The organism is Streptomyces sp. NRRL B-1347 (genome assembly GCF_000720325.1).
Lineage (GTDB): Bacteria > Actinomycetota > Actinomycetes > Streptomycetales > Streptomycetaceae > Streptomyces.
The window spans coordinates 37,374-61,434 of record NZ_JOJM01000044.1 but is presented as its reverse complement, the minus strand read 5'-3'; the positions used below and the strand labels follow the sequence as shown (position 1 = coordinate 61,434).

The window sequence follows — 24,061 nt, the reverse complement described above, 5'->3', positions numbered from 1 at the left end:
TGACATTACTCACCGATGTTGCCCGGCAACATCGGAGTGTCTGCGTCCAGTTGACGTACGTCATCCGTCGCGTGCCCACGACACTGCCACGAAGACCCGATCTGGACAAAATTCATTGGGTGTCGCGTCCAGTCGTAACGGACAGGTCGTCAGTTCCCTGTCGGACAAGGGTGAACGCCCTCCTCAAGGCCCTCGCGGCGGCATACTCGGTGCGGTACGGAACGGCCTCCCGAACACCCTCCCGACGGCATAGACCGGTGAGGTAACGTTTGACCGTCTTCGGCTGCGAGTAGTTCAGGGGGATCGGGCACAGGCCCGACATTCGTAGCCGTTCCACGGGGCGTCAAGCTGCTTTCCGCCAGCCAGATTTCGATGCGCCGTTCCCCCCTCCCCTTCGGCGTCCGGCCCCACAGGAGAGAGCGATGACGATCACTGGAGCACCGCAGCGGCTGATACCTCGTTGGGTGCCGCCGGCCAGTGCCCGCCCCGGACACGCGGAGCTGTCCCGGACGATCCCCGTGCGCCTTGCCGCTCGCGTCCGTCTCCTGGCCCGCCGTTCCGCCGCGCCCTGGGAGGCGGCGGCGCTCGCCGCGCACACCGCGGTGCTCGGCGCGCTGAGCGGCGAACAGGCCTTCGTGACGGGGTACATCCCCCCGGCGCCCGCTTCCGGTGCCGCACCCGCAGCGGTCAGGGCGTGCACGCTCACCCTGGACGACGGAAGCTGGCGGACGCTCCTGACGACGGCCGCACGCGCCGCCGGGACCGCCGTCGACGGCGCCTTCGAGACCGTCCTCGACCTCGGCCCCGGCCAGCCGCACCACAGCTCCGACGCCGTCCTGACCGTCGCCCTGCGGACCGGCGCGGAAGGGCCGACGCTGCGGCTGCGCTACCGCACCGACGTCCTGGACACCGAGGCGGCCGAGCGCATCGCGGGCTACTACGTGACGGCCTGGGAGCAGCTGGCCGCCGCGCCCGACGCGCCGTGCCGCAGCCGTGGTCTGCTCTCCGACGACGAGGTCCGCCGACAGCTCCACGACATGGCCGGGCCCGCGCGCGAGCTGCCCGACCGCCGCTTCCACGAGCTGTTCGAGGAGCAGGCGGCGCTGCGGCCCGACGAGATCGCAGCCGTGCACGGGAGCGAGAGCCACACCTACGGCGAGCTCAACGCCAAGGCCAACCGCATCGCGCACGCGCTGCTCGCCAGGGACCTGGGTCCTGAGGCGGTCGTGGCCGTCGTGACAGGGCGTCACCTCGACTGGCAGGCAGCGGTGATCGGCATCTTCAAGGCCGGAGCCGCCTACCTGCCCGTCGAGCCGGGCCTCCCGGCCGAGCGCATGGCCAGGATGCTGGAGCGCAGCGGCTGTCGCCTCGCCCTGACCGAGGAGGGCGGCTCCGGGCAGCTCGTGCAGGCCGCGCCTGCGGACCTGGACGTGCTGACCGTCGCGGCCGCCCTCGCTGAAGACCGCTCCGAGCACAACCCCGGGATCCAGGTCGCCCCCGGCCAACTGGCTTATCTGTACTTCACCTCGGGCTCCACCGGCGAGCCCAAAGGCGCCATGTGCGAGCACGAGGGATTCGTCAACCACCTGTACGCGAAGATCGACGACCTGGGCATCGACGAGGGGCAGGTCGTCGCGCAGACCGCGCCGCAGTCCTTCGACATCTCCCTGTGGCAGCTCGTGGCCGCGCTCGTGGTCGGCGGACGCACCCTGATCGTCGAGCAGGACGCGATCCTCGACGTCGACCGCTTCCTGGAGACGGTGGAGCGGGGCGGGGTCACCGTGCTCCAGATCGTGCCGTCGTATCTGGAGGTGCTGCTGTCCCGACTTGAGGACGCGCCCGGGCGCCTCTCCCGGCTGCGCTGTGTGTCGGTCACGGGTGAGGCCCTCAAGAAGGAGCTGACCGTACGCTGGTTCGCGCGGTTCCCCGACATCGCCCTGGTGAACGCCTACGGGCTCACCGAGACGTCGGACGACACCAACCACGCGGTGCTGACCGCGGTGCCGGAGCGGGACTCCGTACCGCTCGGCCCGCCGGTGCGCAACGTGACGGTCTACGTAGTCGACGACGAGCTGCGCCCGGTCCCCCTCGGCGCGCCCGGTGAGATCGTCTTCTCCGGGGTGTGCGTGGGCCGCGGATACGTCAACGATCCCGTGCGTACGGAGCAGGCCTTCGGCATGGACCCGCACCGTCCGGGCCAGCGCCTTTACCGCTCGGGCGACTTCGGGCGCTGGCTGCCGGACGGCTCGCTCGAGTTCCTCGGACGGCGTGACGCGCAGATCAAGATCCGGGGATTCCGCATCGAGATCGGCGAGATCGAGAACCAGCTGCTGCGGCTGCCCGGGGTCCGGGACGGCGCGGTCGTGGTCGTCGACAACACCGACGGGGACCGTGAGCTGGTCGGTTTCCAGACCGGCTCCGAACGGCCCTCCGAAGCGCTGCTGGACGGCCTGGCGCAGAGCCTGCCGGTGTACATGGTGCCGCGCAGGGTCGTCCGTCTGGACGCGCTGCCGCTGACGTCGAACGGCAAGACCGACAAGCGGGCCCTCCGGGAGCTCGCCCAGGAGCTCCTCGCAGGCGCCGCGCAGGAGGCGCAGGACGCGCCGCGGACCGATGAGGAACGCCGGATGGCCGAGGCGTGGGCCGAGGTGCTGCGGGTGCCCGTCGAGCGGATCGGCCGCGAGAGCGACTTCTTCGCCCTGGGCGGGACCTCGCTGTCGGCGATCCGTCTGGTCGTGAAGGCGGAGCGCGCCTTCACGCTGCGGGACGTGCGCGAGCACCCCACGCTCACCGGCCTCGCCGCCCTGCTGGGCACGGCGGACGACCGGTCCGCCACGGCGGCCGCCCCTGCGTCTGAAGCCAGTTCGCCGTCAGCAGCCCCCGCCGACCACCGAGACGAAGGATCCGAGCACACCATGGCACCGACGCAGAGCCCCGCCGCGGACGCGCCGCTCGACGTGGTCAGGACCGAGGGGCGGCCCGCCGTGCTGGACCTCGGCCCCGACGCTCCGTCCGACGCCGTCGCCTGGGCCGCCGAACACCGTGCACGGCTGCACGCGACCGTCGCGCTCCACGGCGCCCTGCTGGTCCGCGGCCTGGGCCTGCGGGACGCGGAGACGGTCGGACGGGTGAGCCGGGAGCTGCTGCACGAGGTGATGACCGAGCGGGAGGGCTTCGCGGCGCGGAGCGTCCTCGCGGACGGTGTGTACTCGTCCTCGGAGTGGCCCGCCGAGCAGCCGATGTGCATGCACCACGAGTTGAGCTACGCCCGCGAGGTGCCGGGCACCCTGGTGTTCGCCTGTCTGACGGCGCCGTCCTCCGGCGGCGTGACGGCCGTGGCGGACTCCCAGGAGGTGCTGGAAGCGCTTCCCGCCGGCCTCGTGGAGCGGTTCGAGAGCGAGGGGTGGCTGCTCGACCGCAACTACACCGACCTCACGGGCATCGGTCTCGCGGCGGCGTTCGGCACCGGGGACCGTGCGGCCGTGGACGCGTACTGCGCGGCCCGCGGCATCGAGACCCGCTGGGCAGGCGACGGCGGCCTGCGCACCCGCCAGCGCTCCGCGGCCCTGCTGCGCCACCCGGTGTCGGGCCGCCGGGCCTGGTTCAACCAGGTCTCGTTCCTCAGCGAGTGGACGCTCGACGCGGCGATCCGCGAGTACCTGAAGTTCGAGTTCGGCGACGACGGCCTGCCCTTCAACACCCGCTACGGCAGCGGCGCGGCCATCGACGAGGCCACCGTGCTCGCCATCAACGAGGTCTACGAGAAGCACACGCTGCGTGAGCCGTGGCGGGCCGGGGACCTCATGATCGTCGACAACCTGCGGATGGCCCACAGCCGGGAGCCGTACGAGGGGAGCCGTCAGGTCGCGGTCGTCCTCGGTGACCCCGTGGCGCTTCCGGCCTTCCCCGGCCCCGCGCAGCCCTGACACCGGGGCGCTTCCGGGCTGCCGCGCGCCCCGGCCTCCGATCCCGGGCGCTTCCGGCTTCCGAACCGGCGCGGCCCTGCTTCCAGGATGCATGCCTTATCGCGACGGCGTGCGCCCCTGCCCCACGGAACACCGAACAGTTCATGAATCCCTCACGGTTGGAGTCAGCCTTGTCCCACGAGCCCGTCGTGCCGTCATTCGCCGTGATCACCGGCGAGCAGGTCGCCCAGGTGCTCACCGGCGGCGAGACGCAGGTGGTGGATCTGGTCGAGGAGGTCTACCGGCTGCACGGCCGGAACTCCACGGTCAATCCCCCGTCGTACTTCCTGCGGTTCCCGGACCGGCCCAAGTCGCGGATCATCGCCCTGCCCGCGTCCGTGGGCGGCGAGCAGCCGACGGACGGCCTGAAGTGGATCTCCAGCTTCCCCGACAACGTCGCGTCCGGCATCCCCCGCGCGTCCGCGGTCCTCATCCTCAACGACCACGACACCGGCTACCCGTTCGCGTGCCTGGAGAGCTCGATCATCAGCGCCTCCAGGACCGCGGCTTCGGCGGTCCTCGCGGCCGGCCGGCTCAGCCCCGGTGAGCGGCCGCGCCGCATCGGCTTCATCGGCACCGGGCTCATCGCCCGCTACATCCACCACTACTTCGAGGCCACCGGATGGACCTTCGACGAGGTGGGCGTGCACGACCTGTCCGACGACCACGCGGCGGCGTTCGCGCAGTACCTGAACGGCCGTCCGGGCGGTGCCCGCGTCACCGTCGGCCGTACCGCCGAGGACGTGATCCGGGACAGCGACCTGGTGGTCTTCGCCACCGTCGCGGCGACCCCGCACGTCCACGAGCCCGCGTGGTTCGCGCACAACCCGCTGGTGCTCAACGTGTCGCTGCGGGACGTGGCCCCGGAAGTGGTCCTGGCGTCGGCGAACTTCGTCGACGACGTGGAGCACTGCCTGAAGGCCGACACCTCCGTCCACCTCACCGAACAGCGTACGGGCAACCGGGACTTCATCGACGGCACCCTGTACGACGTCCTGGAGGGCCGGGCCCAGGTCCCGACGGACCGGCCGGTGATCTTCTCCCCGTTCGGCCTCGGCGTCCTCGACATCGCTCTCGGCCGGCATGTCCACGACCGACTGCGGGAGGCGGGCCGACTCGGCGTCGTGGAGGGCTTCTTCCATGAGCTCGACCGCTACGGACGTACCGGCGCCTAGTCGGCGCCCGAACGAAAGGGGTGATGAAGTGCCGGTTGTCTCAGCCCCCTACGAGATCAACGCGGATGACGTGTTCGTGAATCTCGCAGCGGTCTTCGGGGTGCCGCTCCACCTCAAGTGCGAGGGCTTCAACCCCGCGGGCTCCATCAAGCTCAAGGCCGCGCTCGAAATGGTGCGCGCGGCCGAGCGGGACGGTGTTCTCACCCCTGGGTCCGTGATCGTCGAGTCGTCCTCGGGCAACCTCGGCATCGCGCTGAGCATGATCGCGGCGCACCGGGGGTACGGCTTCGTCTGCGTCACGGACTCCCGGTGCAACCGGGCGAGCCGCCGCCTGATGGAGTCGTTCGGTGCCGAGGTGCGCGTGGTCACGCAGGCCGACGAGAGCCGCGGCCTGCTCGGCGCGCGGCTCGACCTGGTGCAGCGGATGTGCGAGGAGGACGCGCGGTACGTCTGGCTGAACCAGTACGCGAACCCGAACAACTGGCGGGCGCACTACCGCAGTACGGCGCCCGCCATCGCGGCCGAGTTCCCGGAGCTCGACGTCCTCTTCGTGGGGGCGGGCACCGGCGGCACGCTGATGGGCTGCGCCCGCTACTTCCGCGAGCGGAGCAGGCCGGTGACGATCGTGGCCGTCGACAGCGTCGGCTCGGTGACCTTCGGCGGTCCCGCGCTGCCCCGGATGATTCCAGGCCTCGGCGCGGGGGTGCGGCCTCCGCTGCTCGACGCGAGCCTGGTGGACGACGTGGTGATGGTGCCCGAGCGGGACACCGTCGACAGTTGTCACGCGATGGCGCGGCAGGGCTTCCTGTTCGGCGGTTCGACGGGCACGGTGGTCAGCGGCGCGCTGCGCTGGCTCGCCGCGCGCGGGGACGCGTCCGCCCTCACCGCGGTGGCGCTCGCCCCCGACCAGGGCGAGCGCTATCTCGACTCCGTGTACGACCCGGCGTGGGTGGAACGGCACTTCGGTTCGCCCCAGAGCTGGGGCGAACCGGTCGAGCAGCCCGTACGGCCGCAGGAGCTGGCGCGGGATTCCTGAGCCCGGGCGGTCAGGGCCCGAGCCCGCACGTTCAGGACGGGAGGGGGGCCTTCGGCGGGGCCGGCTCCTCCTCCGCCCGGGGCGCGAACGCGGACGGCGTCATGGCGCCCCAGGCGAGGACGACGACCACGGCCATGGCCCCGAACCCCACCCAGAACGGCGCGACGATGCCGAACGTCTTGGCGACGACACCGCCGATCAGCGAGCCGAGGGCCAATCCGCCCATGCTGAACAGCAGATGGACGCTGTTGACCCGGCCGAGCAGTCCGGCCGGTGTGGCCCGCTGCCGGTAGGTGTCCGCGACGACTCCCCAGACGGTCGCGTGGGCGCCGAAGACGACCAGAGTGACGGCCGCCACCCAAGGAGACCGCGTCACCGCGAACACGAGGTGGGAGCACGTCTCGACGAGCAGCCCCGCGCGCAGCAGGGGGGCGGCGCCGAACCGGGCGTCGAGACGCGCGGCCGACAACGTGCCGACCACGCCGCCGATGGCCGTGGCCGACAGCAGGAATCCGTAGCCGACCTCGGTCAGACCGAGACGTTCCCGTGCGTACAGCACGTACGCCGCGAAGGCGCCACCGAAGGTGATGTTCATGAGACCGACGACGAGGGCGAGCAGCCGCAGCGCGCGGTGGTTCCACAGCCAGCGGAAGCCTTCGCCGATGTCGCGCCGTATGGAGGACCGGTCCGGGCCTGGGGCCGCGGTCCGTCGCTCGTCGTCGGTGCGCGGGCGGATGGAGAAGACGAGTCCGGCCGCGAGGAGGAAGGTGGCGGCGTCCACGCCGAACGGGAGCGCGGCCGCCGCGGCGAAGAGCCATCCCCCCAAGGGCGGCCCGGCGAACTGGCTGCACAGCATCCGGGCTCCCGAGAGCCAGGCGTTGGCCTTGGCGAGGTCCTCCGGGGGCACCACGCTCGGCACGAGGGCCTGGCTGGCGTTGTCCGCGAGCGTCGAGCCGAGGCCCATCAGGAAGACCGCGCCGTAGACGGCGGGGACGCTCAGCAGGTCGCCCCAGGCGAGGAGGGCCAGCGCCCCGATCACGACGCCCCGTACCGCGTCGACGACGGCCACCACGATCCGGCGGTCCACGCGATCGACAAGGGCGCCGCTGAGGAGGGAGAAGAGCAGCCAGGGAAGTTGCTGGGCGAAGACGGCACCGGCGATGAGCGCGGGGTCGTCGGTGAGGGTCGCCATCAGGAGCGGGCCCGCGGCCAGGGTGACCCCGTCTCCCAGGGCTGAAGTTCCGGAGGCCAACCAGAGTTTGGCGTAGTCACGCTTCTGTGGCGTCATGAGGCACAGACCTTAGCAAACATGATCATTTCAGATCAAAAGTGTGCTCACTGCTCCGGAGCGGCCTCCGGAGGCATGCGGGATCATGAGCCCATGACCGACGACCACGCACGCGTCCGGGAGTTCTTCGCGGCACGCGCCGCCGACTGGGACAGCCGCTTCCCCGACGACGGCCCCGCCTACCGCGCTGCCGTGGCCGAGCTCAGGCTGCGGCCGGGCGCCCGGGTCCTGGACGCCGGCTGCGGCACGGGCCGCGCCCTGCCGGCGCTCAGGGACGTGGTGGGGCCCTCCGGGACGGTCCTGGGGGTGGATCTCACTCCGGCCATGCTGGAAGCCGCCGTGCGGGCGGGCAGGCAGTCCCACGGGCGGCTCCTGCTCGCGGACGTGACGCGGCTGCCCGTGCGCGCGCGGACGCTCGACGCCGTGTTCGGCGCGGGCCTCATCGCGCACCTGCCCGACCCTGCCGAGAACCTGCGGGAGCTGGCCCGGGTGGTGCGCCCGGAGGGCCTGCTCGCGCTGTTCCACCCCATCGGGCGCGCGGCCCTCGCGGCCCGCCAGGGCCGTCAGATCACCCCGGACGACCTGCGCGCCGAGGACAACCTCCGTCCGCTCCTCGCCGGTTCGGGCTGGCGGATGACGTCGTACGTCGACGAAGACGCCCGCTTCCTCGCCCTGGCCGTACGACAACGCCCTTAAAGGGCTCGCGAGAGCGTCGCTCAGGAGCGTCCCGCGAGCACCGCGGCAAAGGCGGGCGGGTTGTCCAGCATGACGTTGTGCCCGGCGTCCGGCACGGTGACGACCCGCACGCCGGACGCCTCCAGACCGTCACCGCCCGGGACGTCACCGCTCAGGGCGCCCTGCACATAGACGCGCTCTACGGAGAGCTCCATCAGCATCGCGCGCATCGTGGGCTGCGTCCCGCGCACGAGCCCGGTGGCACTGCGGTGCAGGGCACGCGGATCGGCGAGGCGCATGGTCGCGGCCCACCCCGGGCCGACCTTCTCCAGTACGCGCGCGTGGCCTTCGGCGACGAAAGCGTCCTCTTCGTAGTCCGCGATTCCGCTGCTGCCCGCGGTCTTCGGCGGGTACGGGTCGAGGTTGGCCTCCGTGAGGACGAGGCGCGCCACCAGGTCGGCCCTGCGGTGGGCCAGCACGATGGCCACGGCCCCGCCCATGCTGTGCGCGACGATCTCCGCGTCACGCACGTCCGCCGCGTCGAGGGCCGCAGCGAGCGCGTCCGCGTGGTCCTCCAGGGTGTAGCCGAAGCTGCTGGGGCGGTCGCTCAGCCCGTGCCCGGGCAGGTCGACGAACAGCGATCTGCGTCCCGCCAGTTCGGGCCTGGCGGCGATGTGCGCGTGGTAGGGCGCCGATGCCGCACCGAGGCCGTGCACGTACACGCGCGCGGGCCCTTCGCCCTCGAACTCGGTCCACCGGATCAGGCTGCCCTCCGCGTCGAACCGCGCGTTCCCGATCGTCATGTTCCGCTCCCCCTTGAATGCCGTTTGAGTGCCGTGACCCGTTGGGTACCGCGTCGATCCGCTGAGCGCTGCATTCCGCTTCTTGCGTCCTGCGCTCCACGCCCTGCGTTCCGTGTTCGTGTTCCGGCACACAATACATCGGCATCGAAGTACTACGATATCGATGTACTCCGTGAGTGCGGCAGAATGCGGGCATGCTGGAGCTCTCCATCCTCGGATTCCTGTACGACTGCCCACTGCACGGCTACGAATTGCGCAAGCGCATCACCGCCCTGACGGGGCACGTCCGCCCGGTCGCGGAGAGCACGCTGTACCCGGCCATCAAACGGCTCGAGAAGGCGGGGCTGCTGGCCCGCGAGACCCAACCCGGCGCCGTGGCCGCGCCGCGCCACGTGCTGAGCCTCACCGCGGACGGCAGGAGCGAGCTGCGCCGCCGTCTGGCCGAGCCGGAGCGGGCGGACATCACCGACGAGAACCGCTGGTTCACGGTGCTCGCCTTCCTGCGGCACCTGGAGGACGCGGACGCCCAGGCCGCGGTGTTGCGGCGGCGCCTCACCTTCCTCCAGGAACCGGCCAGCTTCTTCTACGACGGCGACCGGCCGCTGCGCGCGGAGGAACTGGACGACCCGTTCCGGCAGGGCATCCTCACCATCGCGCGGGCCACGAGCCGCGCCGAGCTCAGCTGGCTGCGCAAGACCCTCGCGTCACTCGGCTGAGCCCGCCGCGGACGCCTCCGCGTGCCGCACCGGACAGCCACGCACACCGGGCGCCGGACGAGTGCCGAGCTCACCGAGCCGGTAACCGTCCGGGTAGCCCTTGACCTCCCAGTTCTGCCGCGCGTAGTGCGGGGCCGTGCGCGGTGGCAGCAGGCGGACCGCGCGGCCGCGCAGCCGCACCGCGCGCCGGGTCAGCGCGCGCGTCGGCGCGGAAGGCCGCTCGTAGCGGAAGGCCCGCAGGAGCGGCTCGTCGAGCAGCGCCAGGGTCGCCCTGCGCAGGACGGGCGCCAGCGGGCGCGGATACCAGGAGATCATCAGCTCCAGGGTCGCGTCGGAGACGCTGCGCGCCCCCTCGTCCCATCCGAAGTGGGCCTCTTCATAGGCATCGAGGCACTGTGCGAACTCTTCGTAGGTACCGGGGATCTCCTTGATGCCCATGTGCTGGCCCAGAGTGCGGTAGTACACCGCTGTCGCGGCCGTCTCGTGCCGCGAAAGCCTGCGCCATCCGTAGGCGTCGATCCAGCGCTTGGGCATCACGACGAACGTGCACAGCACGTAGCGCATGTCGTCATTACTGATGTCGTAACTGCGGTGCATCTGGTTGATGCGGCGGATCGCGGTGTGCCCCTCGTCGCTGTCGAAGCCGTGCTCGACGACCGCGTCGAGGAGCAGCGCCGTGTCGTCGTACCGCTTCTGCGTACGGGTGTTGAACTCCGCCGTCTCGGCCAGGAGGGCGCCGATGCTCGGCACCGCGTAGGTCCGGTACAGCGCGAGCTCCAGAGCGCGCGTGTAGTCCCAGGGGAACTCGTAGGTCGCGGACAGTCGGTAGATCTCCAGGAAGTCCTTCTCCGGATCGAGGCACCGGATCTGCTGGAGTCGCTCGTAGCGCTTCACCGCACGGGTCCCCTTCTGCCGCCGAGCCTTCAACTTTACTTTGGAGTACGAAGGATGAGCACCTAGTGGTAGGCCCGCACGGGGGAAGGTGACCTGAATGATCGACTGGATTCGCAAGCTCTGGAGGGTGGACACCGCGTCGGCCGACGACAAGCGCGCCCACAACCTCTTCGAAGCGGCCGCCGTCTACGTGGCGGCCTGTGCCGAGGACGACCAGGAGCAGATCGACGAGGCCGCCGGCTGGGTCTCGCCTGAAGCGCTGTCCTTCGGAGTGAGCGAATTGGCCTGTCGGGCGGTCATCGCCCTCGCTCGGGAGCACGACGAGTCCCCGGACTCCGTGGCGCGTACGCTCCTCGGTCTGCCCGCCCCGTGACGTCGGTGTGGGTGGGGTCGGCGCAGACGAGCGCCACGCTGGGCGGAACGCCTGTCTCGGCGGCGTGGGCGAGCCGTTCACGGACCTCGCGCGGCGTGCGGGGGCGGTAGCCCGGACCGTATCCGCAGCAGTCCTGGTGGAAGCGCACGCCCGCCCTCAGGACCGCGGACAGGGCCCGCCAGGCGGCGATGTCCCTGCGCTTGGGCACGGCGAGCGCGGAGCCCGCGTCGAGCAGCGGGTCGCCGCAGCGCGGACAGACATCGTGACGCACACGCGCGTAGTCGGCCGGTTTCTTGTACGACACGCGGCACGCGAGGCACACGAAGTGCGAACTGACCCGGGACATGACAAGCACCGTAGCGGGCTCCTGTACCGGCAGACGAGCGGATTTTCCTGGTCACCGCCCCCTCGACGACGCCTGGGGCCAGTGGTTATGGTGCGCCGCCGGAGAAACAAGTGGGCAGTGATGGGGAGGCCTGCATGGCCGGAACGGACGACGCCGTCGCCGCCGATGACGACGCCCTGTACGTACTGACGGCGGTGCTGCTGACGCCCGCGAAGTTCCCCAGCGTGCTCGGCGACGACTACCCGGAGGCCTGTGCGGCCCTCGGCCTGCCGCCGGTGGCCGCCGGATACGGCTTGGTGCTCGGCCAGGACGGCGCCGGCGCGCGCTGGACGGTCGTGACCGACGACGTCTCGCTCGTCGCCGTCGCGATCGCGGCGTGGGACTGCGGCATGGAGTACGACCTGTCGCCGGGCGAGCGCACCGTGGTCGAGGCGCTGCCGGGCTGGCCGCTCGCGGTGGCCGTTGCCGCGCCGGGCGTGCCCGCGCCGCACGACCCGGAGCCCGAACCCGGCCGGCCCCACCGCGCGCCCCTGGCGCCACCGGAGGCGGACGCGTGGGGGCCCGCGCAGCGGCGCCTCGGTGCCGACGAGATCGCCCTGCAGTGGGCCGCCTGGCGCGAGCAGATCGACGACACCGACTTCACGACGGGCACCGGGTCCGGGGGCGAGCAACCGCGGGACGACTTCCCAGCGGTGGCCGCCGAGGCCGCGCACGCGGAGCCGTTGACGGGCGTACGGCGCGTCCTGGCCGAAGTGCGTGCCTACGTGGAGACGCCTCCTCCCCTCGGCCGGGTCCGGTCGTCGTTCGCCTCCGGGGAGGCCCGTACCCTGCGTGCCGACGGTCCCGGCTGGTCCATGGTCGCCAGGACCGACGACATCGCGTTCGTGCTGCTCGACGAGGAGCCGGGCGAGGTGCTTCCGGTGGGGCGCGGCCCCGAACTCCCCGGCCTCCTCGCAGCGCTCGACAGGATGGCGGTACGCCCCTCCTAGGGAGGTGATCCTCCCTAGGAGGGTGTTCCTCCCGGGGTGGGGCGGCGGGCGGCGGCTCTCAGGGGGATCTGGTCTGCGGCTCCTCCCTGGCAGGGCGGTTCAGCGTCTTCCGGTGTCCAGGAGGAGCGCGGCGGTCGCCGTGTCGCCGTCCTCGTGGCGTCGCAGAGCCTCCAGTTCGCCCATCCAGGCGTCCTCCCAAGAAGCCGCCTGGCCACCGGCGTTCACCAACGTGAGGGCCATGAGGCCCGATACCGGGGTGCCGCGTTCTCGCAGGAGCCGGGCGGCGTTGAGTAGTGCGCTCCTGGCACGCGGGGCGTCGACGTCCAGATACGGCTCGCCGCTGAGGGCGAGCCGCTCAGGGCGTTCCTCGACCAGACTGAGCAGTCCTTCCCAGCGTTCCCGGTCGCACCGGCCGTGCCGCAGCGCGGCCAGGCAGGTGTCCCACAGGAGTCGGGCCGCCCCGCGTCGCAGTCCGACCGCGCACAGAGCCGCTGCGAGTTCGTCAATGACGGGCAGGGTCTCCACGGTCGCGTGCTGGGCCCGCGACAAGGCGTCGGCGATGCCCGCAAGACGGCGCACGGCGTCCTCCCTCACCTGCCGGTCGGCCGCAATCCCCCGCTGTCGCAGCTCCTGGAAGGCGTCAGCGAGGACGCGGAGGCCGGACGGGCCGAGGGGAAGCCAGATCAGCTCCCGTGCCGCCGCGTTCCACTGGCGTCGGCTGCGCGCCGGGTCAACGGCCACAGCGACCAACGCCCGCAGGACGTCGTCGCTGTCCGGCGCACACCAGGCCGGCAGGGCCCTGCACACGGCGACGGCGGTCTCATCGTCTGTTTCCTTCAAGAGGCGGGTCAGGAACGTGCGGTAGGCCTGGGTCATGGAGTCCCTGACGGGCCCCACGCGCGTGTGGACGATCGCCTCGCGCACGGCGGGTTCGGTGGCACCCCGCAGCAGCCGATCGGCGATTCCGGGGCGGTCGATCGTGGCCACGAGGGCGAGCGCCAGGACGGCACGCACGTCACGGTGTTGCCGTGGCGCGTCCCAGGCGGACACCAGCGCGTCATGGGCCGCCTCCCCGGGCAGTTCGGCCAGTGCGCGAGCGGCTTCCTTGCGGGAGCCCACCGGGGTGTCCGCAGCGCACGCGACCGGCGCGAGCAGCATGAGGGCGTCCCGCTCGGGCAGGGCCTTCAGGAGGCTCCGCAGGGCACCCATGGCCGCGCGCCCGCGGACGCCGCCCGTCGCGGCATGGCGCAGCAGGGTGTCGAGGACGGGCTCGCTTCCGGGCGTCGCGGCGCCGTACACCGTGTGCTGATCGCCCAGGAGCGGTTCCATGGCCGACCCCAGCGCTCCGAGTGCGGCAGCCGCGACCGGTTGGGGTGCCGTGTCGGCGAGCGCGGTGAGCAGACTCGGGTCACGCAGGTGGGCGGCCGCGTCGGCGCGGGCGCGCAACGGGGCGTGCGGATCTTGGGCGACCTCGGCGTGGTGTGCCTCCCAGGCGTGGCGCTGTGCGGGCAGCCAGCGGCCTACGACGCCCGCGCGCAGCCGGGGAGTCCAGGCGGCGGCGCGGGGCCGCACACGGCCGGTCAGACCTTCGGGAGCGGCTGCGAGGAGATCGCTCAGGAGGTCGGTGCGGCGGGCGGCGAGGACGTCCAGGACGCGCGGCAGTGTCGCGAACGAGGCGTCGATGCCGACCAGTTCGGCGCAGCGCTGTTCCCGTAGCGGCCCCGGGGCCACCCAGGTGGCCGCCGCGCGCGCCGCGAGCTGCGGGTCGTCGTCCTCCAGCGCGGTCTGGCGCACCAGGGCGTCGAGGTCGGGCAGGGCGTCCAGGTGGGGTGCCAGGAGCGCGGCGAGGTGGACGCGCAGGTCGGCACGCGCGCGTGTCTCTGGCGGCGTGGCGTTCCAGATGGCTTGCGCGGTCGCTCTGTCGACGCGCAGGGGGCGGGGCGACCGCGTGAGGCGCGGGTCGCTGACGACGTGGCCCAGCAACTCCGCGGCGTAGGCGGCGCGGCGCACGCCCCCTCTCGACGCCGCGCTGTGGACGGCCCGGCGCAGCAACGTGTCGGCCGCGGCCAACGTTCCGGCGGTCGAGTCGCGGGACTGCACGGTCGTCACCGCGGCGTCGCGCAGTACGCGGTCCGGGAGAGCCGCCAGGAGCCGCCCGGGGGCACCGGACAACTGCTCCAGAGCAGCACGGCGCACCTCGTCCTGGTCGTGCCATGCCCGCTCGCAGTCACCGACGACGCGGGCGAACTCATCCGGATCGCCTTCGAGTTCGGCGCAGGCGAGGAGCGCGGGCCAGGCCAGGGCACGCAGGTGTGCGCGATGGCCTTCGGCGAGGGCACGGAGCAACGGTTCGCCTTGCGCGAGCGGCAGCGCGGGGGCGAGGCGGCACACCATCCAGTCCCGGCGCGACCAGCGCTCCACCCACGGGCCCACCAGGCGCGCGGTCGGCCGCGGCCAGGGCCGCGAGCGTGGGCAGCGGGACGCCACGGACAGCGCGCGACCGCGCTGTCCGTTCACTGACCAGCCGGTCCCGCTCCGGCGCGGGCAGCAGCGCCAACAGGCCGTCCGGGGCTACCTCCACGCGACGGGAACGGCCGGTGCCGACACGGGTCGGCGGGCAGCGTCGCGCGAGATCCACCAGATCCTCGGGCGGGAGAGCGCGCAGGGCGCGACGCACGGAGGGCGGCAAGGGCCCGGGCGGCAGGGAGAGTTCGCGCGGCGATCCGTCCTCCCCGGGGGGCGCATCGCGCAGGATCTCCAGCACGCGGTCGGGCCACCGCAGCAGGTGGCGGGCCGCAGGCCCGGACACCAGGTCGGGGGTTTGGTCGAGCAGGAGCAGTGCGGCGTCCCGGTCGCGCCGCGCGGCGAGGCTCGCCACCGCGCGGTGACCGCCCGTGGCGCAACGACGGTGACGCGATGTGCCCTGGGAACGGGAGACGAGCAGCCCCGCGACCGCCCGTGGCGCTGTGCGGGCCAGCGTGTGCAGCACGCCAGAGGGCGGATCGAGCCGAGGCAGCCAGTCCGCGACGGTTTCGGCGGGACATGCGGGCAGGAGCAGGGCGGCGTCCCGCGCGCCGTACTGCTGGTGCACGGCGGGCAGGAGACGCGCCGCGAGGGCGGAGCGGCGGCTGTGCCGCAAGACGCGGTACGTCTCGTGCCGAGCCGCGCCCACGGGGCTCAGCGCGAGCTGCTCCAGGGCCTCGTCGGCGATGGGCAGCCGGATGGCCGCCGCCAGGGCGCGGCGGCGCAACAGCGGGTCGGTCAGGGCGTCGGCGACGGTGGTGAGGTCGCGACGGGCGACGGCGAGGAAGAGCGCGGCGTGCCGCTCGTCCGGCGTACCGGCATCGAGGGCGTGGTGCAGGGAGTCGTATGCGGCCGGGGCGAGGGTGCGGGCGTAGCGCGCGAGCGCGCTGGTGCGTGCCGGGAAGGGCAGCGGGTCGAAGTGGTACCTCAGCCAGGCCGGCGTCAGAGGTGCCGGGGCGCTCTCGGGTGTGGTCTGGTTCTTGACGTGGCGCGTCTGTGACGACGCTTCGTGTGCGGCCATCAGCGATCACCGTGGGATCGCTGGGCCTCCTTTCCGGAAGTCATGGGCGCCATGGTGCGGGGCCGTGCCCGGCTGACGCAACGGGTTTTCGATCTCGGCGAGTTTTCTCCCTGCTGGGCTTTGTCTTCTCTGAGCCTTGGTGTCTCTGCGCCTTGACGTCATGGATCGTGGCGCCTCTGAACCTTGGCGTCTCTGGACCTGCCGTCACCTGCTGTCTCTGGACCTTGGCGCCTCTGAGCCTTGTAGTTTCCGAGCCCCCTCCCCCTCTCCTCCGCTGCCGCCTCCGCTCTGGACCTTGCCGTCCCTGGCCCTTCTCCTCGCGGACCTTGTTGCCCCTGAGCTCCTCCCCCCTGAGCCGTCTCGCACCTGCGGCGCCTCACGCGCGCGTCACACCGCGCCTACGGGCCGGGGCTTCCTCGCCTGCCCCACCCCTCTGCGCTCCGCCCACAGCGGGCCCGTCGCGTATCGCATGCCGTGGGCGGAGCAGCGGCCAGCGGACCTGCACCGCCCGCTACGAAGGCCGGGCAGCCGCGGCCACTCAGCGGCCGAGCTCCTTGCGGCTGACGCGGCGCAGCCTGCGTCGCTGTGAGGGGTCGAGTGTCAGATAGGCCGCCGCCGGGATGCCGATCACGATCAGGAAGGCAATCCACCAGGGCAGCCAGATCAGCAGGATGAGCCCTGCCGCCACGCCTCCTGCGGCGATCTTCGCTTTCTTCGACATGTCCGTCGCCTCCTTCGCGGCTTTTGCCGCTCTCTGCCTTGAGAAACGGGATCGGCCCCTTGCCCAGTTCCAGGACGCGACCCTGACCGGCCCCTGAGGTGCGACCCCGAGAGAACCCCGAGTCGTGCCCGGGAACTCCTCGACGCCCTCCGGGCCACTCGGCGTCACTCCGCCCTGAGCGGCTCCCCCACCTCGTACATGTGGCGAAGCACCTGCCGGTAGGAATCGATCAGGCCGGTCTCTGCGTAAGGCATACCCACAGCATGGCAGTGTGCGCGGACCAGTGGCTGGGCGAGCCGCAGGTGCGGGCGGGGCATGCTCGGAAAGAGGTGGTGCTCGATCTGGTAGTTGAGGCCGCCGAGGAGCCAGTCGGTGACCTCGCCGCCACGGATGTTCCGGGAGGTGAGCACCTGCCGCTGGAGGTGCCCCCACCGCTCGCCGTCCGGGTCGGGCATCTCCATGCCCTTGTGGTTGGGCGCGAAGGCCATGCCCAGGTGCAGGCCGAACAGGGCCTGGTGGAGGGCGGCGAACGCGAGGGCGTGCCCCAGGGGCATCGCGGTCAGGAGCAGGGCCCCGTAGCCCACGAGGTGGGCCACCAGGAGAGCGCCTTCCACCACGCGTCCGCGCGGGCTCTGACGGCGCAGGTCCCGGAAGCCGTACACCTTCATGGCGATGCCCTGCAGCAGCGTGAGCGGGAAGAACAGCCAGGCCTGGTGGCGGGTGAGCCAGCGCCGGAAGCCGACGCGGACCCCGGCCTGCTTGCTGGTGAACACCAGGACGTCGGCGGCGACGTCAGGATCCTTGTCGATGTGGTTGGGGTTGGCGTGGTGACGGTTGTGCTTGTCGTTCCACCAGCTCACGCTCATGCCCAGCAGGAGGTTGCCGTGGAAGAGCCCGATCAGCCTGGCGGCCGTACGGTTGCCGGTGATCTGGGAGTGCCCGGCGTCATGGCCGATGAACGCGGTACGGACGCACAGCACGGACAGAGCCGGGGCCAGCAGCAGGACCCACCAGGTGTGCCCCAAGGCGAACATGCCCACCGCCACCGCCGTCAGCGCCGCCGCGTTGACGATCATGCTGCGGGCGTACCAGCCGGTGCGCCGCTCCAGGAGTCCCTGGGACTTGACGGTGCGCAACAGCGGGGCGAAGTCACTTCCGGCGGACGGCTGCCTGGACGCGCCCGCGGGGCGGGCCATGACGGCTGTGCTGGCCTGGGGCATGGTCGATTCTCCGGCTCCACGAGGATGGGCTGACCTCAGGAAACGTACGGATCAGTGACCGTTGGCGACCATGGCGCCACCACCCGTATCGGGCGGGGTGCCAGCAGGGGGCCATAGGGGTGCTGAGTACACCCTCACCACCGAGAGTGATCGGGATCACGGCCTCACGAAGCCCGCAGGTCCGGAATCGTGTTGTACTCTCGGCCGCTCCGGTCTCATTAGTCAAATTTGAGGAATGCGCCATCGCTGTGCACAGGCTCCCCGCTGTCACTCCCTCCGAGATCTCAGAACTCTCTCAGTGCTCCGTCGTCTTCGTACCCGGTGACCCCGGGCGGACCGGGCACGTCGCCTTCTGGCACCCGGACGACGACGCCCCGCCCACCACGGCCGCGGGCACCGTCCAGGACCTGACCGTCGCAGTGCCGGACGACGACGGTGTCCACCTCCATGTCGTACCGGCGGTACTGCTCCCGGTACGGGTCGCTCTGCCCGTCCTCACGCGCGTGCGGGCCGCCTCCGGGGCTCATCCGACCGCCGCCTTCTGGGGCACGGCCGCCGTGCTCGCGCTGCAACTGGCCGCCCGGGGGCTGCTGCTGCCGGGACTCACCGACAGCGACCACGACGCCTGGCGCGCGGGCCCGCTCGGCGCCGGGGATCTGGAGCGACTGCGCGACCTCGCCGCCGCGATGCCCCCCGCGGCGCACGCGGTCCCGCTCGACGGGGCCGCGCCGCCGCGGCTGCCCGCGCCCGAGCGGCTGCTGCGCCAGTTCCTGGACGCGGTCGCCGACACCCTGCCGCGCTCCCCCGCCGCCGTACCGGCCGCGGGCCACCGGGCCTTCGCCGCGCCCGAACCGCAGCACGTGCCGGAGCAGCGCGCCTGGGCCGCGGACGTCGCGGCCGGGCACGACGCGGGGGTGCGGATCTCCCTGCGGGTCGAGGTCCCGGGGCTCCTCGCCGAGTCCTCCCAGGAGACGCGACTGCCCTTCCGGGCCGTGGTGCAGATCCACAGCGTCAGCGACCCGTCGCTCGTCGCCGACGCCGCGGAGGTGTGGTCCGGCTCCGGGGCCGCGGCGGAGGCCTTCGGTCCGCGAGCCCGTATGGACGCACTGCTGGCCCTACGGCGTGCCACACGCGCGTGGTCGCCGCTCGGCCCGCTGTTGCAGGCGACGGTCCCCGATGCCATCGAGCTGGCCGACGAGGAGGTAACGGCCCTCCTCGGTGAAGGCGCGCGCGTGCTCGCCGTGGCGGGCGTCGACGTGCACTGGCCGCGGGAGCTCGCGCGCAGCCTCACCGCACGCGCCGTGATCGGCCCGGACGACGACGGCGATGCCCCCAAGGGCCCCGACAAGCTGACGTCGGACACGCCGTCGTACCTCTCCGCCAACGCGCTGCTCGCCTTCAACTGGCGCTTCGCCCTGGGCGACCAGCAGCTGACCCGCGAGGAACTCGACCGGCTCGCGGAGTCGAACCGGCCCGTGGTCAGGCTGCGCGACCAGTGGGTGCTCATCAACCCGGAAGAGGCGCGCCGGGCCCTCGCACAGCAGGACCGCAAGGTCACCCCCATCGACGCGCTGAGCGCCGCCCTGACGGGCAGCACCGAAGTCGACGGCCGTCGTGTCGACATCCAGCCCACCGGATGGCTCGCGACGCTGCGCGAGCGCCTCGCGGACCCCGAGGGCATGGAGCCCGTCGGGCAGCCCGCCGCGCTCGCCGCCGACCTGCGCGACTACCAGCTGCGCGGCCTGAACTGGCTGGCCCGGATGACCTCCCTGGGACTCGGCGGCTGCCTCGCCGACGACATGGGCCTGGGCAAGACCATCACGCTGATCTCGCTGCACCTCCACCGCCAGAGCGAGGAGGCCACGACGGGACCCACCCTCGTCGTGTGCCCCACGTCCTTGATGGGCAACTGGCAGCGCGAGATCCAGAAGTTCGCGCCCGGCACGGCGGTGCGCCGTTTCCACGGCGCCCAGCGCGGTCTGGAGGACCTGGCCGACGGCGAGTTCGTCCTGACCACCTACGGGACGATGCGCCTGGACGCGGAGCGGCTCTCCGAAGTCGACTGGGGCCTGGTGGTCGCCGACGAGGCCCAGCACGTCAAGAACCCGTACTCCGCGACGGCCAAGCAGCTGCGCGCCATCGGAGCACGCGCGCGCGTGGCGCTCACCGGCACCCCGGTGGAGAACAACCTCTCCGAGCTGTGGGCGATCCTCGACTGGACGACCCCCGGCCTTCTCGGCAGGCTCAGCACCTTCCGCACCCGCTACGCCCAGGCCGTCGAGAGCGGCACGGACCCGGCCGCGGCCGAGCGGCTCGCCAACCTGGTGCGCCCCTTCCTGCTGCGGCGCCGCAAGTCCGACCCGGGCATCGCCCCGGAGCTGCCGCCCAAGACGGAGACCGACCGCGCGGTGTCGCTCAGCACCGAACAGGCGGGCCTGTACGAAGCGGTGGTGCGCGAGGCGCTCGCGGACATCTCCGGTGCGGACGGCTTCGCCCGCCGCGGTCTGATCGTCAAGCTGTTCACCGGCCTGAAGCAGATCTGCAACCACCCCGCGCAGTACCTCAAGGAGGACGCGCCCCGTCTCACCGGCCGCTCGGGGAAGCTGGAGCTCCTGGACGAGTTGCTCGACACGATCCTGGCGGAGGACGCGGGCGTCCTCGTGTTCACCCAGTACGTGCAGATGGCGCGGCTCATCGAACAGCACCTGGCGGCGCGTGGCGTCCCGACCCAGTTCCTGCACGGTGGCACCCCGATCGCCCAACGCGAGGCGATGGTGCAGCGCTTCCAGGACGGGGAAGTGCCGGTCTTCTTGCTGTCGTTGAAGGCCGCCGGCACGGGCCTGAACCTCACGCGGGCCGAGCACGTCGTGCACTACGACCGCTGGTGGAACCCGGCCGTGGAGGCGCAGGCCACCGACCGCGCCTACCGCATCGGCCAGACGCAGCCCGTCCAAGTGCACCGCCTGATCGCCGAGGGCACGATCGAAGACCGCATCGCCGAGATGCTGCTGCGCAAGCGCGAGTTGGCCGACGCCGTCCTCGGTTCCGGCGAGGCGGCCCTGACCGAGCTGACCGACGCCGAGCTGGCCGACCTGGTGGAGCTGCGAGGGGGTGCGCGATGAGCGACGCGTACGACGAGGCCCGCCCAGGGGCGCACGAGGACGGCATGAGCGACACCGACGGGAGTGACCATTTGACGGCGTACGACGGCGAGCCGACGACGGGCGACAGCGAGCGGACCTTCGCCGCCCTGCCGCCCGCGCACGGGCGGGGCTTCGCGGAGACCTGGTGGGGGCGCGCCTGGATGCAGGCCCTGGAGGACACGGCCCTGGACACCGCGCAGCTCAAGACCGGCCGCAGACTGGCGCGCGCGGGAGCCGTGGGCGCGGTCTCCGTACGCCCCGGACGCATCACGGCGCTCGTCCAGGACAAGGACGGCACGCCGCACCGCTCGGACGTGCTGCTCCAGCGGCTGAGTCCGCAGGAGTGGGACCACTTCCTGGGCATGACCGTCGAGCGGGCCGGGCACATCGCCGCGCTGCTCGACCGGGACATGCCTCCCCACCTGGTGGAGGACGCGGCGGCGGCGGGCGTCGAACTCCTGCCGGGCATCGGCGATCTGGAGCCGGAGTGCGACTGCGAGGCGTGGGACCACTGCGGGCACACGGCCGCGCTCTGCTACCAGGTGGCGCGGCTGCTCGACCAGGATCCCTTCGTCCTGCTCCTGATGCGGGGCCGCGGCGAGCGTGAGCTCCTCGACGAACTGCAAGTGCGCAGTGTCGCGGGCCAGGATGTCGAAGCCGCCCCTCAGGCGGTGGCCGCCGACACCGCTCAGGAGGGCGTGGACGCCGCCCAGGCGTACGCGGACGGGGTGATCCTGCCTCCGCTGCCCGAGCTGCCTCCGCTGCCCTCAGAACCGGGCCTGCCGCCGTCCCTGGACACGGAGACGGATCCCGCGCCCGGCGTCGACGTGCCGGCGCTCGCGTTCCTCGCGGCCCGCACGGCGGCCGAGGCGCACCGACTGCTCGCCGAGGCCCTCTCCCCCGGCCACGAAGGGCTGCCCGTCGAAGCCGAGTTGGCACTCGCCGAGGACGCCGTGCGCCTTGCGACGGCCGCGCCCACGGCGATCGGCGCCCGGCTGGCGGAAGGCTCGGGCAGGGACAGGGACGGGCTCGCGCGTGCCGTACGAGCGTGGGAGTTCGGTGGACGGGGTGCGCTCGCCGTACTGGAGGAGGAGTGGATTCCGGAAGGCGAGGCCCTGGCACGCGCGCGTGCCGCGCTCGACGCGGCGTGGGACGAGGACGAGCGGCCGACGCTGCGCGCCGCCGCCAACCGCTGGACGGTCGTCGGTGCCGACGCCCAGCTCCGCCAGGGGCACGACGGCCGCTGGTGGCCGTACCGCAAGGAGCACGGTAGCTGGACGCCCGCGGGACCGGCGGCCCACGATCCGGCGACGGCCCTGGCAGTCGTGACGGGCGGCGAGTGACCGCACCGGGTCACGCGACCGCACTGGCTCCGCATGGCTGAAACGTGTACGGCGACACCGGCGTATCCACACGCGCGCCCTGTGCGCCGGGAACACCGGCACGCGCACTCGCCCCGGTCAGCGATTGAGCAAGGTCATGGCATCGAGGACCGTTGAGCGCGCCGATGCAGTTGTGCGGAGCTGGCCGAAAGGGGGATGACGAGGTAGGTGCCCCCACCGCTGCTGATCGGCTGGTGATGACCGACGGCGCCTCCTGCCCCTCGCGGGAGGCGCCGTCGGCGCGCTGCGGGCGACGGGCTCGGTACCGCGCTCACGGCACGGCGACCGGCACGGGAACGCGATCTTCACGAACGACACGTGATTCATCCGCAGGACTCCTGTCGGTTCACTCCCACGACACCTGGCGTTCGTGAGGGCGGCGAAAAGTGGCGCCGTCACCGATCTCGTGCCCCAGGAGGCTCCGATGTCCGCGCCCGTCGCCGGTCAGCGCCGTGTCCGCCGATCCACCGCTGCCGGCGTGCCGCTCGCCGTACTCACCGCTCTCGCGGTGACCGGCACCGCCGTCGGCGCCCCCGCCGACTCCGGGCAGCCGGGAGGTACCGCCCGCGTCACTGCCAAGGCCACCCTTAGCGACATCCCGCTGGGCAAGTTCAGCAACGGTCTGCTGCCGGGCACCGTGCGCAACGACCGCGGTGTCGACCTCGGCGGCATTGGCAGCGACATCTACCCGGCGGGCCGCAAGGGCGAGTTCTGGACGGTCACCGACCGGGGACCGAACGGGCAGATCAAGGTCGACGGCAAGAAGCGCCGGACGTTCCCCGTGCCCGGCTTCGACCCGGCGATCGTGAAGATCCGCGTGTCCGGCCGCTCCGTGAAGGTCATCGACGCCCTGCCGATCACCACGCGCTCCGGGAAGCCGGTCACCGGACTGCCCAACCAAGAGGGTCGCGACGAGGCCCCGTACTCCTACGACGCCTCCAAGCCCCTCTCGTACGACCCGAACGGTCTGGACACCGAAGGCATCATCCGTGCCGCGGACGGCACCTTCTGGCTGGTCGACGAGTACGGCCCGTCACTGGTGCACGTCTCCGCGCGCGGGAAGGTCATCAAGCGCTACGTCCCCAAGGGGCTGAAGCTGCGCGGCGCGGACTACCCGGTCGTCGAGGCGCTGCCGGGAGTGCTCCTGCACCGGAAGGTCAACCGCGGCTTCGAAGGGCTCGCGCAACTGCCGGGCGGCGATCTGGTGATGGCGGTGCAGAGCCCGCTGTCGCTGCCGGACCAGGGCGCGGGAGAGGGTTCGCGCACGGTCCGGCTGCTGCGCTTCGCACCGGGCAAGCAGGCGGTCACGGCCGAGTACGCGTACCGCTTCGACCCGGTGGGTGTCGTCGACCCCGGGGAGGACGACACCTCCGAGCTGAAAATCTCCTCCGTCGTCGCCGTCGGCGGCGATCGCCTGCTCGTGGAGGAGCGCACCGACAAGGCGGCCCGGCTTCAGCTCGTCCGCCTGGACCGGCGCGCGAACATCCTCGGCAAGCGGTGGGACAACGCCGCCACGCGTCCCTCCCTGGAGCAGCTCGACGACCCCCAGGCCTCGGGTGTGCCGGTGCTGCGCAAGCGCCTGATCGTGAACCTCGGCGCCGTCAAGGGGGTACCCGGCAAGATCGAAGGCGTGGCCCGGGTCGACCGTCGCACGCTGGCGCTCATCAATGACAACGACTTCGGGATGACGGACGGCCCCGAAGCGTTCGACAAGGACGGCCGCCTCGTCGACAGCGGCGTGGAGACCTCCGTGACGTACGTGAGGCTTCCCCGGGCGCTGTAGCCACGAAG

At 72.2% G+C, this 24,061-nt stretch carries 17 protein-coding genes; 10 read left to right on the top strand and 7 right to left on the bottom strand.

All coding sequences use genetic code 11. From position 1 onward, the window contains the following. Positions 1 to 422 precede the first annotated feature (422 nt). The 3 genes from IG74_RS54450 to sbnA all read left to right on the top strand — a co-directional run bounded on the left by IG74_RS54450 (position 423) and on the right by sbnA (position 6,176). Positions 423 to 3,926, top strand: a complete 3,504-nt coding sequence (locus IG74_RS54450) for a non-ribosomal peptide synthetase (protein ID WP_030683879.1) — start codon at positions 423 to 425, stop codon at positions 3,924 to 3,926. Between the two features lie 170 nt (positions 3,927 to 4,096). Beyond that, a complete protein-coding gene (gene sbnB / locus IG74_RS0130245) occupies positions 4,097 to 5,140 on the top strand; it encodes a 2,3-diaminopropionate biosynthesis protein SbnB (protein ID WP_030683877.1) in 1,044 nt (347 codons plus the stop codon). 28 nt (positions 5,141 to 5,168) lie between these two features. Next, positions 5,169 to 6,176 carry a 2,3-diaminopropionate biosynthesis protein SbnA gene (gene sbnA, locus IG74_RS0130240; protein WP_030683875.1) on the top strand — a complete coding sequence of 336 codons (1,008 nt, stop codon included), beginning with the start codon at positions 5,169 to 5,171 and terminating at the stop codon, positions 6,174 to 6,176. Between the two features lie 31 nt (positions 6,177 to 6,207). On the opposite strand, the gene IG74_RS0130235 is transcribed toward sbnA, so the two are convergent. Continuing rightward, entirely contained in the window at positions 6,208 to 7,464 is a 1,257-nt protein-coding gene (locus IG74_RS0130235; RefSeq protein ID WP_051855654.1) for an MFS transporter, read from the bottom strand. A gap of 93 nt (positions 7,465 to 7,557) precedes the next feature. Between IG74_RS0130235 and IG74_RS0130230 the strand changes: the two genes are divergently transcribed. Next, on the top strand, positions 7,558 to 8,160 hold the full coding sequence (locus IG74_RS0130230) for a class I SAM-dependent methyltransferase (RefSeq protein ID WP_030683871.1): 603 nt from the start codon (positions 7,558 to 7,560) through the stop codon (positions 8,158 to 8,160). Positions 8,161 to 8,180: 20 nt separating this feature from the next. Here the strand turns inward: IG74_RS0130230 and IG74_RS0130225 are convergent, their stop codons facing one another. Further along, positions 8,181 to 8,942 (bottom strand): alpha/beta fold hydrolase, encoded by a 762-nt coding sequence (locus IG74_RS0130225; protein WP_030683870.1) that lies wholly within the window; start codon positions 8,940 to 8,942, stop codon positions 8,181 to 8,183. Between the two features lie 194 nt (positions 8,943 to 9,136). Here IG74_RS0130225 and IG74_RS0130220 point away from each other — a divergent pair, with 194 nt between their 5' ends. Then, positions 9,137 to 9,658, top strand: a complete 522-nt coding sequence (locus IG74_RS0130220; RefSeq protein WP_030683867.1) for a PadR family transcriptional regulator — start codon at positions 9,137 to 9,139, stop codon at positions 9,656 to 9,658. On the opposite strand, the gene IG74_RS0130215 is transcribed toward IG74_RS0130220, so the two are convergent. Further along, on the bottom strand, positions 9,647 to 10,552 hold the full coding sequence (locus IG74_RS0130215; RefSeq protein ID WP_030683866.1) for an oxygenase MpaB family protein: 906 nt from the start codon (positions 10,550 to 10,552) through the stop codon (positions 9,647 to 9,649). The two genes, IG74_RS0130220 and IG74_RS0130215, sit on opposite strands and share 12 nt — an antisense overlap. A gap of 97 nt (positions 10,553 to 10,649) precedes the next feature. On the opposite strand from IG74_RS0130215, the gene IG74_RS0130210 reads away from it, so the two are divergent. Together IG74_RS0130210 and IG74_RS0130205 are read left to right on the top strand one after the other, a co-directional pair. Next, positions 10,650 to 10,925, top strand: coding sequence for a hypothetical protein (locus IG74_RS0130210; RefSeq protein WP_030683865.1), 276 nt, complete (start codon positions 10,650 to 10,652; stop codon positions 10,923 to 10,925). Positions 10,926 to 11,405: 480 nt separating this feature from the next. Further along, on the top strand, positions 11,406 to 12,260 hold the full coding sequence (locus tag IG74_RS0130205; RefSeq protein ID WP_030683863.1) for a hypothetical protein: 855 nt from the start codon (positions 11,406 to 11,408) through the stop codon (positions 12,258 to 12,260). 99 nt (positions 12,261 to 12,359) lie between these two features. Here the strand turns inward: IG74_RS0130205 and IG74_RS0130200 are convergent, their stop codons facing one another. The 4 genes from IG74_RS0130200 to IG74_RS0130185 form a co-directional block, all read right to left on the bottom strand. Next, positions 12,360 to 14,606, bottom strand: a complete 2,247-nt coding sequence (locus tag IG74_RS0130200) for a hypothetical protein (protein ID WP_158857830.1) — start codon at positions 14,604 to 14,606, stop codon at positions 12,360 to 12,362. Continuing rightward, a complete protein-coding gene (locus IG74_RS52275) occupies positions 14,509 to 15,804 on the bottom strand; it encodes a hypothetical protein (RefSeq protein WP_030683859.1) in 1,296 nt (431 codons plus the stop codon). The genes IG74_RS0130200 and IG74_RS52275 overlap by 98 nt, the downstream gene beginning before the upstream one ends. A 538-nt stretch (positions 15,805 to 16,342) precedes the next feature. Further along, positions 16,343 to 16,525, bottom strand: coding sequence for a hypothetical protein (locus IG74_RS0130190; RefSeq protein ID WP_030683858.1), 183 nt, complete (start codon positions 16,523 to 16,525; stop codon positions 16,343 to 16,345). Between the two features lie 164 nt (positions 16,526 to 16,689). After that, positions 16,690 to 17,745, bottom strand: a complete 1,056-nt coding sequence (locus tag IG74_RS0130185; RefSeq protein ID WP_030683855.1) for a fatty acid desaturase family protein — start codon at positions 17,743 to 17,745, stop codon at positions 16,690 to 16,692. Between the two features lie 248 nt (positions 17,746 to 17,993). Here IG74_RS0130185 and IG74_RS0130180 point away from each other — a divergent pair, with 248 nt between their 5' ends. From IG74_RS0130180 to IG74_RS0130170, 3 genes are all read left to right on the top strand, one after another. Continuing rightward, on the top strand, positions 17,994 to 20,867 hold the full coding sequence (locus IG74_RS0130180; RefSeq protein ID WP_030683853.1) for a DEAD/DEAH box helicase: 2,874 nt from the start codon (positions 17,994 to 17,996) through the stop codon (positions 20,865 to 20,867). Continuing rightward, the gene (locus tag IG74_RS0130175; RefSeq protein ID WP_420709961.1) at positions 20,864 to 22,231 is read left to right on the top strand and encodes an SWF or SNF family helicase; all 1,368 of its coding nucleotides are present in this window, start codon (positions 20,864 to 20,866) and stop codon (positions 22,229 to 22,231) included. The genes IG74_RS0130180 and IG74_RS0130175 overlap by 4 nt, the downstream gene beginning before the upstream one ends. A gap of 463 nt (positions 22,232 to 22,694) precedes the next feature. Next, on the top strand, positions 22,695 to 24,053 hold the full coding sequence (locus IG74_RS0130170) for an esterase-like activity of phytase family protein (RefSeq protein ID WP_030683849.1): 1,359 nt from the start codon (positions 22,695 to 22,697) through the stop codon (positions 24,051 to 24,053). The last annotated feature ends 8 nt before the right edge of the window (positions 24,054 to 24,061 follow it).

Coding starts and splice junctions, on each gene's coding strand:
- IG74_RS0130235 (WP_051855654.1), bottom strand. CDS start 7,464: ATGACGCCACAGAAGCGTGACTACGCCAAACTCTGGTTGGCCTCCGGA.
- IG74_RS52275 (WP_030683859.1), bottom strand. CDS start 15,804: ATGGCCGCACACGAAGCGTCGTCACAGACGCGCCACGTCAAGAACCAG.
- IG74_RS0130170 (WP_030683849.1), top strand. CDS start 22,695: ATGTCCGCGCCCGTCGCCGGTCAGCGCCGTGTCCGCCGATCCACCGCT.
- IG74_RS0130230 (WP_030683871.1), top strand. CDS start 7,558: ATGACCGACGACCACGCACGCGTCCGGGAGTTCTTCGCGGCACGCGCC.
- IG74_RS0130205 (WP_030683863.1), top strand. CDS start 11,406: ATGGCCGGAACGGACGACGCCGTCGCCGCCGATGACGACGCCCTGTAC.
- IG74_RS0130210 (WP_030683865.1), top strand. CDS start 10,650: ATGATCGACTGGATTCGCAAGCTCTGGAGGGTGGACACCGCGTCGGCC.
- IG74_RS0130220 (WP_030683867.1), top strand. CDS start 9,137: ATGCTGGAGCTCTCCATCCTCGGATTCCTGTACGACTGCCCACTGCAC.
- IG74_RS0130185 (WP_030683855.1), bottom strand. CDS start 17,745: ATGCCCCAGGCCAGCACAGCCGTCATGGCCCGCCCCGCGGGCGCGTCC.
- IG74_RS0130225 (WP_030683870.1), bottom strand. CDS start 8,942: ATGACGATCGGGAACGCGCGGTTCGACGCGGAGGGCAGCCTGATCCGG.
- IG74_RS54450 (WP_030683879.1), top strand. CDS start 423: ATGACGATCACTGGAGCACCGCAGCGGCTGATACCTCGTTGGGTGCCG.
- IG74_RS0130175 (WP_420709961.1), top strand. CDS start 20,864: ATGAGCGACGCGTACGACGAGGCCCGCCCAGGGGCGCACGAGGACGGC.
- IG74_RS0130190 (WP_030683858.1), bottom strand. CDS start 16,525: ATGTCGAAGAAAGCGAAGATCGCCGCAGGAGGCGTGGCGGCAGGGCTC.